This is a genomic window from Micromonospora sp. URMC 106, assembly GCF_051386395.1.
Classification (GTDB): Bacteria; Actinomycetota; Actinomycetes; order Mycobacteriales; family Micromonosporaceae; genus Micromonospora.
In genome coordinates, this window is record NZ_JBPQTP010000054.1 from 1 (window position 1) to 13,596 (window position 13,596).

13 protein-coding genes are annotated in these 13,596 nt (G+C 75.4%); 8 read left to right on the plus strand and 5 right to left on the minus strand.

The window, feature by feature from the left end; all coding sequences use genetic code 11:
- The 5 genes from ACSNOB_RS17890 to ACSNOB_RS17910 form a co-directional block, all read left to right on the plus strand.
- A partial coding sequence (locus tag ACSNOB_RS17890; RefSeq protein ID WP_436687693.1) for a hypothetical protein occupies positions 1-1,505 on the plus strand: 1,505 nt, incomplete at its 5' end.
- A gap of 552 nt (positions 1,506-2,057) precedes the next feature.
- Positions 2,058-2,267 carry a helix-turn-helix domain-containing protein gene (locus tag ACSNOB_RS17895; protein WP_007465625.1) on the plus strand — a complete coding sequence of 70 codons (210 nt, stop codon included), beginning with the start codon at positions 2,058-2,060 and terminating at the stop codon, positions 2,265-2,267.
- A gap of 218 nt (positions 2,268-2,485) precedes the next feature.
- Positions 2,486-2,587, plus strand: a complete 102-nt coding sequence (locus ACSNOB_RS17900; RefSeq protein WP_007465623.1) for a 30S ribosomal protein bS22 — start codon at positions 2,486-2,488, stop codon at positions 2,585-2,587.
- 120 nt (positions 2,588-2,707) lie between these two features.
- Positions 2,708-3,781, plus strand: a complete 1,074-nt coding sequence (locus ACSNOB_RS17905) for an NAD-dependent epimerase/dehydratase family protein (RefSeq protein ID WP_436687694.1) — start codon at positions 2,708-2,710, stop codon at positions 3,779-3,781.
- Between the two features lie 287 nt (positions 3,782-4,068).
- Positions 4,069-4,950, plus strand: coding sequence for a lysophospholipid acyltransferase family protein (locus ACSNOB_RS17910; protein ID WP_436687716.1), 882 nt, complete (start codon positions 4,069-4,071; stop codon positions 4,948-4,950).
- Positions 4,951-4,971: 21 nt separating this feature from the next.
- Here the strand turns inward: ACSNOB_RS17910 and ACSNOB_RS17915 are convergent, their stop codons facing one another.
- The 3 genes from ACSNOB_RS17915 to ACSNOB_RS17925 all read right to left on the minus strand — a co-directional run bounded on the left by ACSNOB_RS17915 (position 4,972) and on the right by ACSNOB_RS17925 (position 8,085).
- Positions 4,972-5,847: an HAD family hydrolase gene (locus tag ACSNOB_RS17915; RefSeq protein ID WP_436687695.1), complete on the minus strand. Its 876-nt coding sequence runs from the start codon at positions 5,845-5,847 to the stop codon at positions 4,972-4,974.
- Positions 5,848-5,967: 120 nt separating this feature from the next.
- Entirely contained in the window at positions 5,968-6,840 is an 873-nt protein-coding gene (locus ACSNOB_RS17920; RefSeq protein WP_393105887.1) for a DUF5667 domain-containing protein, read from the minus strand.
- 288 nt (positions 6,841-7,128) lie between these two features.
- Entirely contained in the window at positions 7,129-8,085 is a 957-nt protein-coding gene (locus ACSNOB_RS17925; protein ID WP_436687696.1) for an ECF subfamily RNA polymerase sigma factor, BldN family, read from the minus strand.
- A gap of 600 nt (positions 8,086-8,685) precedes the next feature.
- On the opposite strand from ACSNOB_RS17925, the gene ACSNOB_RS17930 reads away from it, so the two are divergent.
- The 3 genes from ACSNOB_RS17930 to ACSNOB_RS17940 are packed head-to-tail and all read left to right on the plus strand — an operon-like array spanning position 8,686 to position 11,328.
- Positions 8,686-10,386, plus strand: a complete 1,701-nt coding sequence (locus tag ACSNOB_RS17930; protein WP_436687697.1) for an AMP-binding protein — start codon at positions 8,686-8,688, stop codon at positions 10,384-10,386.
- Entirely contained in the window at positions 10,379-10,630 is a 252-nt protein-coding gene (locus ACSNOB_RS17935) for a glutaredoxin family protein (protein ID WP_350707036.1), read from the plus strand. The genes ACSNOB_RS17930 and ACSNOB_RS17935 overlap by 8 nt, the downstream gene beginning before the upstream one ends.
- A 20-nt stretch (positions 10,631-10,650) precedes the next feature.
- A complete protein-coding gene (locus ACSNOB_RS17940) occupies positions 10,651-11,328 on the plus strand; it encodes an HAD family hydrolase (RefSeq protein WP_436687698.1) in 678 nt (225 codons plus the stop codon).
- Here ACSNOB_RS17940 and ACSNOB_RS17945 read toward each other — a convergent pair.
- Both ACSNOB_RS17945 and ACSNOB_RS17950 read right to left on the minus strand, forming a co-directional pair.
- Positions 11,313-11,966 (minus strand): response regulator transcription factor, encoded by a 654-nt coding sequence (locus ACSNOB_RS17945; protein WP_436687699.1) that lies wholly within the window; start codon positions 11,964-11,966, stop codon positions 11,313-11,315. The genes ACSNOB_RS17940 and ACSNOB_RS17945 overlap by 16 nt on opposite strands.
- Before the next feature lie 24 nt (positions 11,967-11,990).
- Positions 11,991-13,289: a sensor histidine kinase gene (locus ACSNOB_RS17950; RefSeq protein ID WP_436687700.1), complete on the minus strand. Its 1,299-nt coding sequence runs from the start codon at positions 13,287-13,289 to the stop codon at positions 11,991-11,993.
- Positions 13,290-13,596: the final 307 nt, after the last annotated feature.

Below are 13,596 nucleotides of genomic sequence, written 5' to 3' on the forward strand. Positions count from 1 at the left end.
ACCCGAGCCCGCCCGCCGCGCCGCCCGACCCGGATCCGCCCGTCGAGTCGCCCACGTCCGTCGAGTCGGATCCGCCGGCCGCGCCCGTCGTGCCGGTCGTGCCGGCCGCACCGGTCGTGCCGGTCGCGCCCGCCGGAGCGGAGCTGGCCCCGTCGGCGGAGCAGGCCGGGCCGGGGCTGTCGACCGCCCACCCCGCCGCGACCGGGCCGGCCGGCCCCGACGTCGTGCGGGCGGCCCGTCCCGGGCGGGCGTCGCGGCGGCTCCGGCCGCTCTGGGCGGCGCTCGCGGCGGTCGTGGTGATGCTCGCCTGCGGCCTGCCCACGGCGTTGCTGGCCAACCTGGCGCGCGACAACACCGGGCCCCTGCCGGGGCGCTCCTCCACCGCGGCCGACGACCCCGCCACGCGGGCCGCCCGCCAGCTCGGCGAGCGGATGAAGGCGGAGCTGGCGCGGCAGTCGGCCGCCCTGCTCGGCGGGGACCGGGCCGGGTTCCTGGCCGCCGCCGAGCCCGTCGCCCACCCGGACCTGCGCCGCCGGTACGCCGCGCTGCGGGCGCTGCGGGTGACCACGTGGCAGGCCGAGGCGACCGGCCTGCCCACCCCGGTCGAGGGCCGGCCCGGCGAGTGGCGCCTGCTGGTCGAGTACCGGTACTGCTTCGTCGTGCCGGACTGCCGCACCAGCCCGGTGCTGACCGGCACCCGCTGGCGGGCGGGGGAGCGGCCCCGGCTGCTCGCCGTCGAGCCGTCCCGGTCGGCGGAGACCGGCACCCGGCCCTGGGAGGTCAGCGAGCTGGCCGCCGCCGTCGGTCCGCGCACCCTCGTGGCCACCACCCCCGCCCTGCGCGGGAAGCTGCCCGGCCTGCTCGCCCAGGCGGAGGCGGCCGCCACGGTCGCCGACACGTACGCCGTCGGCGACCGCAAGCCGGACCGGTACCGGATCTTCTACGCCGGTCCCGCCGAGTGGCGGCGCTGGTACGGCGGCGGTCGTCCGAAGTGGACCGGCGGGTACGCGGTCACCGTCGGCGGCGGCCACCACGAGGTGGTGCTCAACGCCGACGGGCTGGTGTCCAGCGGGGTGGACGACCTGCTCCGGCACGAGCTGACCCACGCCGCCTCGCTGCCCGAGCGGGGCTACCCGGGCAAGGGCACCTGGTGGCTGGTCGAGGGACTGGCCGAACACGCCGGCGCGGACGGCCAGCCCGTCGACCGGTACGAGGGACTGGCCGAGGTGCGGCGGCTGGCGGGCGGCGGCTGGGACGGCCGGCTCGACAGCCTCACCCCCGCCGCCGACGCCCCGGCCGACCGGGTCAGCGGCAGCTACGGCATCTCCTACCTGGCCGTCCGGCACCTGGTCGACCGGTTCGGCCCGGAGCGGATGCTGGCCTTCTTCGCGGCCGTGGTGCACGAGCGCCGCCCGTTGGCCGACGCCGCCGAGGCGACCTTCGGTGAGCCGTGGAACGCCCTGCACGACGAGTGCGTCGCGTACGTCCGCGCCGTGGTCGGCTGAGCGGCATCCCGGCCCGCCGGCGGGCCACGCACCGGACCCGGCGCGCCGCGCGACGGCGTGGTGGTGGACGACGGCGCAGCCCGGGGCGTTCATGATCGACCGCTGTCGGGCGCCGTCCGGCGACCTGACACACTGGTGCACGCTCCCAGCGCGGAGCCCCGGTCCGCGTCCGGAAGCGGTCCGGGGCACCCGCCCGGTGGTTCCGGTGGCGCCGCCGGAACCACCGGGCGCCTTCCGCGCTGCGGAGGTGCTCGTGATGGCGGCCGAGGCGCGCCGGGTGGCGTCTCCGGGTGCCTCGCACGGCGGGCCGGGCCCCTGGACCCGGCGGCCGCGCCGCGGGCGGGACGAGGACCGATCGGACGACGGGCGCAACAGGTTCGACAACGACGTAACCGGTCGGGTGGACAACCGCCCGAACCATGATCAGTTGTACGAAGGGATCGCGCCGGTCACAGCCGCCCCGCTACCGTACTGGTAACACGCGCGTCGCCGGTCCGGGCGGGAGGATCCCGTCCGGTGGCACGCGCCGGGCATGGGATGGGTCGGTGAGCCATGGCCGGGTCGCAGTCCGACGGTCGGCTGTCGGAGGTCAAGTTCCTCACCGTCGCCGAGGTGGCGACGGTGATGCGGGTGTCGAAGATGACCGTCTACCGCCTGGTGCACAGCGGTGAGCTCACCGCGGTCCGGGTCGGCCGGTCGTTCCGGGTGCCCGAACACGCCGTGCACGAATACCTGCGGGGCGCCTTTCAGGAGACCGCCTGAGCCGCCCGCGGGCCCCCCGCCGAGTGCGACGTAACGGGCATCGACGGGGGCGCGTTGGCCCTGCTGAGGCTCTCCGGCTACCCTGGACCCGACCGTGACCGCAGGTGCGCCCCGCCGCATTCCCCGCTGGCCCGGTCCGTTGTCCGCACGCGGTCGTCGACGCCACCCGGTTGTGGTGTCATCCGGTCGCCCCGCATGTTGCATCGAAAGGCTGTCGTATGGGCTCGGTGGTCAAGAAGCGCCGCAAGCGCATGGCTAAGAAGAAGCACCGCAAGCTGCTGCGCAAGACCCGCGTCCAGCGTCGCCGTCTCGGCAAGTGACCGGTGCCGGGCCGTTGCCCGCCACCCCTCGTCACTTGCCAACTGTCGACCCCCGGAGGCTCAGGTGATCAGGCCGCGGATGTCCCGGCTCGATCCCGCCTGCCGGGGGAGGTGCGCGACATGACCCCCGGCGGCACCCCAGGTGCCCCGGGGGTCGTCGTCGTGACCGGGGTCAGCCGCTACCTCGGCGCGCACGTCGCCGCCCGGCTCGCCGCCGACCCGCACATCGAGCGCGTCATCGGTGTCGATCCGCCGGAGCCGGGCGCCGAGTTCACGGACCTGCTCGACCGCGTCGAGCGCGTCCGCGTCGACGCCGGCTCGCTCGGCGGCCTCCTCGCCGATCTCGACGTCGACGCCGTGGTCCACCTCGCCCTGGTCACCGCCCCGGATCAGCAGCACGGCGGTCGCGCGGCGATGAAGGAGCAGAACGTCATCGGCACGATGCAGCTCCTCGCCGCCTGCCAGCGCGCGCCCCGGCTGCGCAAGCTCGTGGTCCGCTCCTCGACGGCCGCGTACGGGGCGTCGTTCCGCGACCCGGCGGTCTTCACCGAGGAGACCGAGCCGCGCGAGGTGCCGCGCGGCGGCTTCGGCCGCGACATCCTCGACATCGAGGGGTACGTCCGCGGCTTCCGGCGCCGCCGGCCCGACGTCACCGCCACCGTGCTGCGCTTCGCGCCGTTCATCGGCTCGACCGCCGACACCACGCTCACCCGCTACTTCTCCCAGCCGGTGGTGCCCACCGTCTTCGGCCGCGACCCCCGGTTGCAGTTCCTGCACTTCGACGACGCGCTGGAGGTGCTGCACCGGTCGATCGTCGAGGACCATCCGGGGACGTACAACGTGGCCGGTCCCGGGGTGCTCTCCCTCTCCCAGGCGATCCGCCGGGCCGGCCGGGTCGCCGTGCCGGTGCTGGAGCCCGGCCTCTCCGGGGCGGTCGCGTTCGCCCGCAACCTCGGCTTCGGCCGCTACGGCCTGGACCAGGTCGACCTCTTCGTGCACGGCCGGGTCGTCGACACCACCCGCCTGGAGCAGGAGTACGGCTTCACGCCCCGCTCCACCGCCGCCGCCTTCGACGACTTCATCCGCGCGCACCACGGCGGCGTCGTGGTGACCCGGGACCAGCTGGCCGCCGCGGAGCGACTCGTGCTGGAGGGGATCCGGCAGGTCCGGGCCGCCGTGCGGGAGCGCTTGTGAGCGGGCCGGGAGAGCGGCGCGACGGCCGGTACGACGTACCGCTGACCGTCGGCGCGCCGAGCGCGGAGCCCGCGCGGGCGAACGGACACCGCCGGGCCGCCACGACCGACGCGCCGGACACCGCCACCGGCGACGCGCCGGTCGCGGCCGACGAGCCGGACACGGCCGCCACCGACGAGCCGGTCACGGCCGCCACCGACGAGCCGGTCACGGCCGCGCCCCGCCCCGCGGACGAGCCCGACGAGTCGGCCGCGACGGAGGCCGACCGGCCGGACGGAGCCGGGGACGTGCCGGCGACGGCCGGGCCGGCGGTGCCGGACCGACCGGGCGACCACTGGGACCGCAAGGTCGCCAAGGGGCTGGCGTTCCTGCGTCGCCGGCTCTCCGGCGACTACGAGGTCGACGAGTTCGGCTTCGACCCCGACATCACCGAGGCGGTCTTCCACCCGCTGCTGCGGGTGCTCTACCGGGACTGGTTCCGCACCGAGGTCACCGGCCTGGAGCACGTACCCGCCGACGGCGCGGGCCTCGTGGTCGGCAACCACTCCGGCACCGTGGCGCTGGACGCGCTGATCCTCTCGGCCGCCCTGCACGACCAGCACCCGACGCACCGCTACCTGCGGCTGCTCGGCGCCGACCTGGTCTTCCGGATGCCGGTGGTCTCGGAGATCGCCCGCAAGACGGGCGGCACGGTCGCCTGCAACCCGGACGCCGAGCGGCTGCTCGGCAACGGTGAGCTGGTCGGCGTCTTCCCGGAGGGCTTCAAGGGCATCGGCAAGCTCTACTCCGAGCGCTACAAGCTGCAACGCTTCGGCCGGGGCGGCTTCGTCTCGGCGGCGCTGCGCACCGGCACCCCGATCGTGCCGGTCGCCATCGTCGGCGGCGAGGAGATCTATCCGATGCTCGCCGACATCAAGCCCCTGGCGCGGCTGCTCAAGCTGCCCTACTTCCCGGTGACGCCGACCTTCCCGTGGCTGGGGCCGCTGGGCATGGTGCCGCTGCCGAGCAAGTGGCTGATCGAGTTCTGCCCGCCGATCCCCACCGCGCACCTGACGGACTCCGCCGACGATCCGCTGGTGGTGTTCAACCTGGCCGACCAGGTGCGGGAGACCATCCAGCAGACCCTGCACAAGTTGCTCGAACGCCGCCCGGACCCGTTCGGCCCGTGACGCGCGGACGGCCGGCGGGGGTCAGCCGCCGCGGCGGCGCCGGTGCAGCGCCATCCCGGCCGTGACCGCCCCGGCCAGCAGCCCGGCGGCGGCGGTGGACGGCACAGCGATCTTGACGGCGCGCCGGCCGGTGCGGAAGTCGCGTACCTGCCAGCCGCGCTGCCGGGCCTCCCTGAGCAGGGCGGCGTCCGGGTTGACCGCCACCTGTCGGCCCACCGTCGAGAGCATCGGCAGGTCGTTGCAGGAGTCGCTGTAGGCGGTGCAGCGGCCGAGGTCGAGCCCTTCCACCGCGGCGAGCTGGGTGACCGCCTCGGCCTTGGCCGGGCCGTGCATCAGGTCGCCGACCAGCCGGCCCGTGTACGCCCCGTCGACGACCTCGGCGACGGTGCCGATCGCGCCGGTCAGGCCCAGCCGCGCGGCGATCACCCGGCCGATCTCCACCGGCGCCGCGCTGACCAGCCAGACCCGTTCGCCGGCGTCCAGGTGCTGCTGGGCCAGGCGGCGGGTGCCGCCCCAGATCCGGGGCGCCATCAGCTCGTCGAAGATCTCCTCGGCGAGACGCTCCACGTCGTCCACCCGCCAGCCCTCGATGAACGCGAGCGCGGCCTCCTTGGCCTGCGACATGTCCCCGGCGTGCTCGGTGGCCAGCACCCGGAAGCGCAGTTGCTGCCAGGCGAAGCGGGCCAGGTCGGTGGTGGTGAAGTAGTTGCGCGCGGCGAGGCCCCGGGCGAACCAGTAGATCGAGGCGCCCTGCATCATCGTGTTGTCGACGTCGAAGAAGGCCGCCGCGGTCGGATCCGGCTCCGGCGGGGCCAACGGCGCCAGGTCGGTCTCCGCCCAGCCGGCGGTGTGACCGTGGGCGTCGGTGCTGACCGTCACCTTTCGGCTGCGGGCCACGCGACCTCCCTCCACTGGGCCGGCGCGACGTGTGCCTGCCTCTCCGCGAGGGTAGCCGGACGCGGGTTGCCGACGGTCGCCCGGCGGGTGAACTGTGGCGTGGACGGCTCGCCGGCCGGGTCAGCGCGCGCCGGGGCAGGTGGCCGGGGCCGGGCCGAGGGTGTCGCTGCCGGCGGGGGCCGGCAGGCCGCACGCGATGGCCGCGCGGAGCGCGTCGGAGCGCTTGCGGACCGCGTCCAGCAGGGCCAGCGAGCGGCGGGTGCGCTCGCGGTCGGCCCGGGTGCCGTCGTCGAGGAGACCGCCGACCGCCCGGCGCTGCCCGGTGAGGAAGGAGTTGACCGCGTCCAGCGCCGCCGGGTCGGAGCGCTGCACCGCGGCGGTGGTCAGCAGGCGTACGCCCTGGCGGGTGTCCGCGTCCATGTCGTCCAGCACGGCGCTGTAGCCGTCCCGGTCCCCGCGCAGCGCGGCCGCCTCGGCCAGCCGGGTGCGGGCGAAGTCCAGGAAGAGCTGGCCCCGGCTGATGTCCGAGCTGGCCAGGGCGAGCTGGGCCCGTTCCGTCGAGCGCTTCATGCCGTACAGCGCGTCGCCGGGGACCGCGTTCTCGCTGGCGGCGGAGATGCCGGAGAGGGCGACCGCGCCGGCCGCGATGCCGACCAGGATCGCCCCGCGGGCGCGGGCCCGGCGGGCGGTGGCCGCGGGCAGCAGCCGGCTGCGGCCGGTGTCGGCGACGGCCGGCTCCGGTGCGGCGGCGGCCGGTGAGCCGATGCCCTCGCGTTCGGCCGTGGCGAGCAGCATGGCCCGCAGCCCGGTGCGGAACTCCGGGTCCACCTCGACGGCCGGCGGGGCGGCGCTCAGCCGCTGCCCCACGGCGACGAGCCCGGCGAGCTGGTCGTCTGCCCGGGATCGGACGTGGTGCCGCCGGCCGCCGTTGGCCTCGTCGAGAAGCTGCGCGAAGCGCTCCGCGCGCCGACGGGAGAAGAGGTCGCTGTCCACCGCAGGCACCTCCTCTCGCTGGTCACGGCCGGTCGGCCGCTGTCATCGCCAGCGACCGGTGACGGCATGACACACGGACGAACGTCGTGGCCGGCCACGCTGCCGGACCTCTGGGGCCCGGGGGGATGCCGGGGCTACCACCGGTCGCACCCGGAGAAACGGTCCGCACCGGGCATGGGTTACGGGCCCGGCGGGGCCGAAATCACGGAAAGTGATGGTCGTCACGGCGTGAGAACGGCGCTGAGCTGCGCGTACTCCGATCGAGGCTCGTCGGTCCGATCCACGGGACTACGGTTGAAAGCCGTCCGGCAGCAGCCGCGCCAGCGCTCGTACCGCCCGGTACTGCAACGCCTTGATCGCGCCCTCGTTCTTGCCCATCGCGCGGGCCGTCTCGGCCACGGAGAACCCCTGCAGGAAGCGGAGCACGATGCACTCCTGCTGTTCGGGGTTGAGCTGCTTGACGGCGCTGAGCAGGGCCACGTTGGTGATGTGCTCGACGACCGCCGCCTCCGGGCTGCCCTCCGGCCCCCGGTCCTCGCGGTCGGCGTCCAGGACGTCGCCGGTGGTCACCTCCAGGCGGTAGCGGCCGGACTTGAAGTGGTCGGCCACCAGGTTGCGTGCGATGGTGACCAGCCACGCGCCGAGGTCCCGGCCCTGCCAGGTGAAGCTGCCGATCCGCTTGAGGGCGCGCAGGAAGGTGTCGGAGGTGAGGTCCTCGGCGAGTTGACGGTTGCCGACCCGGAAGTAGACGAACCGGAAGACCGTGTCGACGTACCGGTCGTAGATCAGCCCGAACGCCTCGGACTCGCCGGCCTGGGCGCGCTCGACCAGGGCCCAGACCTCCGTCGCCGGGTCGGACGGGTCCGGCCGGCTGGGGAAACCCGTCGGGGTGGCGGGGACGGCGGTCGCCGGGACCGCCGGGAGCACCGCCGTCTCGGCGGCCGACTCCTCGGCGGCCGTCGACGGTTCCGCCGTGCGGCGGCCCTGCGCCGGCATGGTGGGCCGGGCCGGCACGGCGACCCGGCCGCCGGTCGGCATCGCGTTGCCCCCCGGTGTCGCGGGGCGCGGCGGCGGCTCGTTGTGGTGCGGCCGGTGGCGGATCCGGCTCGACGCGCCCTCGCCGCGGAGCGCGAGGCTGCCCGTGTCGTCCAGCGGACCCCGGGCGGCGGGTCGTTCGTTGACCGGGGCGCGGGTCACCGGGCTGGTCAGGCCGAGCGGCCGTTCCGCGTAACCGAAGGTGGTCACCGCGCCGCCTCCGTCCCGCCGGCCGCCGACCGCGCGGGTCGGCGCGTCGGTGCCGCGCCCCCACCCGGACGGTCGGGCAGGGCTGGCTCGGGGTGTGCCGACGGGCGGCAGATCCCCTTGAGGTGCTGGTCCAATGCGCTCACAGGCACGGGGGCCTCCTCGGGCTGAGGGGTGTCGACTCACGGCAAATGGGGTGAGCCGACCCGAGTGATGATAGGGCCAACGTCACCCGCGCGTGGCAAGTCCGTTACACAGGGCGGAAGTATTTCCCGCTGTGTCGCACAGATGGCGGACCCGTTGTCCGTCGTGGGCGGTTGACTTTCGCATCGGGGCGTGGTTGCGAACGGATTTCCAGGTCAGCGGGCCCGCGGCCGACGCGGGGCGGGCCCGTGGGCGGGGGTCGACTGAGGACCGTCGGACGGGTCCGGGAGCGGCCCGGCGTGTCCCGTTGACGAGACCTGACCCGTCTCGCCCGCGCCCGCGGGGCGTCCCGCTGACGGGACTCCGCGCGGCCGACCCCCCCCCCCCGACGGCCCCCGGTGCCGCACGGGCCGGCGTGGGCATGGCCCGCGACCCGGCGCTGTGCCAGACTCAGCCACCGTGCAGGACGCATCCGACAGCACCGCGTCGAACCTCGCCGACCGGCTCCGCCGGGCGGCCGTCGCCCACGGCGACCGACCCGCGCTGCACTGGCGCGAACGGACCCTGAACTGGTCCGAACTGGACGCGTCGGTGACGGCCGCGGCCCGGGCCCTGGCGGAGCTGACCGGCACGGCCGCGACCGCCGAGGCCCCGGCCGCCCGGTCCGTCGCCGCCGACCGGCACCCGCCCCGGGTCGCGATCGCGCTGGGCAACTCGCCGGACTTCGTGGTGGGTTACCTGGCCGCCCTGCGCGCCGGGCTGGTGGCGGTGCCGGTCAACCCCGCCCTCACCGCGCCCGAGCTGCGGCACGTGCTGGCCGATTCCGGCGCCTCGGTGCTGATCGGCACCCCGCGCGTGCGGGACCTCGTCGCGGGCGTCGCCGGGGAACTGCCCGCGCTCACCGCCGTGCACGGCGCCCCGCCGACGGCCGACGGCGGGGGACCGTTCCCCGTGCGGGGCGGCGACGACCTGGCGGTGCTGCTCTACACCTCCGGCACCGAGGGGCGGCCGAAGGGCGCGATGCTCACGCACCGGGCGCTGGCGGCCAACCACGAGCAGGTGGACCGCATCGACCCGCCGGTCGTCGGCCCGGACGACACCGTGCTGCTGGCGCTGCCGCTGTTCCACGCGTACGGGCTGAACTCGGGGCTGGGCGCGGTCGTCCAACATGGCGCGACCGGGCTGCTGGTCGACGAACCCGGCCCCGACGCCGGGCTGGCCGAGATCGCCCGACGCCGGGCCAGCGTGCTGGTCGGCGTACCGTCGATGGTGGCCGCCTGGTCCGCGTCGGGCGCCGACGCGGTCGCCGCGGCGATGGCGTCGGTGCGGGTCGTGGTCTGCGGCGCGGCGCCGCTGGAGCCCGCCGTCGCGGCGCGCTTCGCCGAGGTCGCCGGTCGCCCGGTGCACGTCGGGTACGGCCTCACCGAGACCGCGCCGGTGCTCACCTCCACCCTGGTCGGCGGCGAGCCGAAGCCCGGCTCGATCGGCCGCCCGCTGCCCGGCGTCGAGCTGCGCCTGGTGGGGACGGACGGGGCCGACCTGTGGCGCGACGGCGTGGCCGAGCCGGACGACGACGCCGACGAGCTGGACCTCGCCGACCTCGCGCCGGGCACCGACCCCGGCCAGATCGTGGTACGCGGGGCGAACCTCTTCTCCGGGTACTGGCCGGACGGCCGGGGCGGCCCCGACGCGGACGGCTGGTGGGCCACCGGCGACGTCGGGTACGCCGACTCCGACGGCGACCTCTTCCTGGTCGACCGGATCGGCGAGCTGATCCTGGTCAACGGGTTCAACGTGTACCCGCGCGAGGTCGAACTGGTGCTCTCCGCCCACCCGGGCGTGGCCGAGTCGGCCGTACTGGGTGTGCCGCACCCGCGGACCGGCGAGACTGTCCGGGCGTACGTGGTGCCGGCGCCGGGGCGTCCGGTCAGCGGCGAGGAACTGCTCGCCCACTGCGCCCGCAACCTGGCCCGGTTCAAGTGCCCGACGGCCGTCGAGTTCGTCGACGAGCTGCCGCACTCGGTGATCGGCAAGGTACGCAAGACCCTGCTCCGGCCGGCGTCGTCCCCGGCGGCTCCGGTGCCGTCCCCGGCGGCGTCGCCGGAGACCCGCCCGCCGGCCCCGGCCGGCACCAGCACGACGGAGGAGACCGATGCGTGAGCCCCGACTCACCCTGATCACCCGACCCGGCTGCCACCTCTGCGAGGACGCGAAGGCGGCGCTGGACCGGGTGGTGGCGGTCACCGGGGACCGGTGGACCGAGAAGGACGTCACCGACGACATCGAGCTGGAACGCGAGTACGGCGACCGCCTGCCGGTGGTGCTGCTCGACGGCAAGGAGCACGGCTACTGGCGGGTGGAGGAGGAGCGGCTGCTGCGGGACCTGACCACCCCGCAGCTGTAGCTCGCCGTTATGGTGCTGCGATGACCGCTGCGCGCCCCCACCTGGTCTGGGACTGGAACGGCACCCTGCTCAACGACCTGGACCTGGTGGTCGCCTCCACCAACGTCGCCTTCGCCAGCGTCGGCGGGCCCGCCGTGACCGCCGACGAGCACCGCGTCCGGTTCCGCCGCCCGATCGCCGACTACTACGCCGAGGTGCTCGGCCAGGCGGTCGACGACGACGAGTTCGGCCGGCTGGACCGGATCTTCCACGACGCGTACCGGACCGGGCTGACCACCTGCGAGCTGGCGCACGACGCCACGGTCGCGATGGCGGCGTGGCCGGGGACCCAGTCCCTGCTGTCGATGTGGTTCCACGAGGAGCTGGTGCCGGCCGTGCACACGTACGGGCTCAGCGGGCACTTCGTCCGGGTGGACGGGCTGCGCGCGAGCGTCGGCGGCGACCGCAAGGCCGAGTCGCTGCGGGCGCACCTGGCCGGGCTGGGCGTGGACGGCCGGGACGTGGTGCTGATCGGCGACTCCATCGACGACGCCGACGCCGCCCTGTCCGTGGGCGGCCGTGCCGTCCTCTACACCGGCGGGTTCACCGACCCGGCCCGCCTGCGCGCCTCCGGCCACCCGGTCGCGGACACCCTCACCGAGGCGGTGACCCTGGCGGCCGCCCTGTCCGAACCGGCGGCCGATCAGTTGCGCAGGTAGGCCAGGACGGCCAGCACGCGGCGGTGCTGCTCCGTGTCGGGCGGGAGCTGGAGCTTGGTGAAGATGTTCCGCACGTGCTTCTCGACGGCGCCGTCGCTGACGACCAGGGTCCGGGCGATCGCCGTGTTCGAGCGGCCCTCGGCCATCAGGCCGAGCACCTCGCGTTCGCGCGGGGTGAGCTCGCGCAGCGGGTCGTCGCGGCGGCGCCGGGCGAAGAGCTGGCCGACCACCTCCGGGTCGAGCACCGTCCCGCCGGCGGCCACCCGGTCCAGCGCGTCGAGGAACTCGTCGATCGCGGCCACCCGGTCCTTCAGCAGATAGCCGATCCCGCCCCCGCCGCCGCCGGTCGTGGCGAGCAGGTCGTCGGCGTACGACACCTCGACGTACTGGGAGAGGACCAGGATCGGGGTGCGGGGCACCAACCGCCGGGCTTCCACCGCCGCGCGCAGCCCCTCGTCGGTGTGCGAGGGCGGCATCCGGACGTCGACGATCGACACGTCCGGCCGGTGCGCGACCACCGCCTGCACCAGCGCCTCGCCGTCGGCGACCGCGGCCACCACCTCGTGCCCGCGCTCGCTGAGCAGGCGTACGAGCCCTTCCCGGAGCAGCACGGCGTCATCCGCGATCACGATCCGCATGGTGCGTTGTCTATCACGTCCGCGTCACAGCGGGAGTTCCGCGCGGATCTCGGTGGGTCCGCCGGCCGGGCTGGTCACCGAGAGCCGGCCGCCGGCGGCGCGAACCCGGTCGGCGATGCCGACCAGCCCGTGCCCCTTGGCCAGGTGGGCGCCGCCCTGGCCGTCGTCGCCGACACCGACCTCCAGCCGCCCGTCGCGACGGGCCACGGTGACCTGGCACTCGGTCGCCCGGCTGTGCTTGGCGACGTTCGTCAGCGCCTCGGCCACCACGAAGTACGCGGTGCTCTCCACCGCCGGGTCGAGCCGGCCGGCGGGGCTGGCCAGCTCCGGGTCCACCCGCAGCTCGATCGGGATCAGGCCGCGCCCGGCCAGCGCCGCCAGGGCGCTGGGCAGGCCCCGGTCGACCAGGACCGGCGGCGCGATGCCCCGGGAGAGGGCGCGCAGCTCGGCGAGCGTCTCCCGGGTCTGGGTGACCGCCTCGTCCAGGGTGCGCCCGGCGGCCTCCGGGTCGGAGGCGAGCTGCTGACGGGCCCGGCTGAGGTCCATGGCGAGCCGGACCAGCCGCTGTTGGGGGCCGTCGTGGATGTCCCGCTCCAGCCGGCGCAGCGCGCTCGCCTCGGCCGACACGGCGGCCCGCTTCTGCTCCTCCAGCACGGTGATCCGGTTGCGCATCTCGGCCACGCCGGTGAGCAGGGCCCGGCCGAAGCCGGCCTGGAGCAGCGCGCAGCCCCGGGCCACGATCGGCAGGGTGATCAGGAAGAACAGCCCGATCGCGGTGTGCAGGCCGATCCGGGCGACGGTCGAGGTGCCCAGGCCCAGGAGCTGGGGGAGGCCGACGTCCTCCGGGTCGCCGTGCGGCAGCGCCCAGTCGTACGCCCAGTAGAGCGTGCCGGCGACGGCGCCGGCCCACCAGAGCAGCGTGACCGCGAAGGTGACGATGGCCACGATCAACTTGAGGATGCCGTGCGCCAGGTCGAGCCAGGACTGCGCGTCCCCCATCGGCACGAAGATCCGCCGCCAGGCGCTCGCGCCGGGCTCGGCGAGCCGGTACTGCGGGCGGATCCGGGACTGGTGCAGGACGGCGGGGAGGCGGAGCCGCTCGATGTCGGCCAGCCCTCGGGCGGCGTAGAGGGTGCCGCTGAGGATGGGCAGGCCGATCACCGTCACCACGAGCCCGAGGCCGGCCGCGAGGCCCACCAGCAGGACCACGAAGCTGGCGAGGGCCAGTGGGAGGCCCAGCAGCACGTAGCCGGAGTCCAGGAGGAGCTGGCGGGAGATGGTCGGTGCCGGCGCGGGCTGTTCGGCGGCGGGTACGGCGGTCATGCCACGAGGCTAGGCAGCGCGGGGCGCCGGACCCATCCCGCCGACCCCCTCTCCGGCGTAGGGCTGTCCCTACCGTGACGGCGCGCCGGCGTGCCGGGCCGAAAGCGTCGAGCCGCGCCGCGCGGGCGCCGGCGGGGGCCGGGTCGGTCCGGCGTGACGTAATCGGCGGCGAGCCGCGCTCGCGCGATTGGTCAGAGAAGTCGTAATTGAGCAATAATCGCCGAGCGGCGCCGGCGGAGGCCGCCGGATCGATCTTGCGGAATGGAGGGCCAGGTGAAGCCGCGTCGCGAGCTTTCAAGATCGCGAT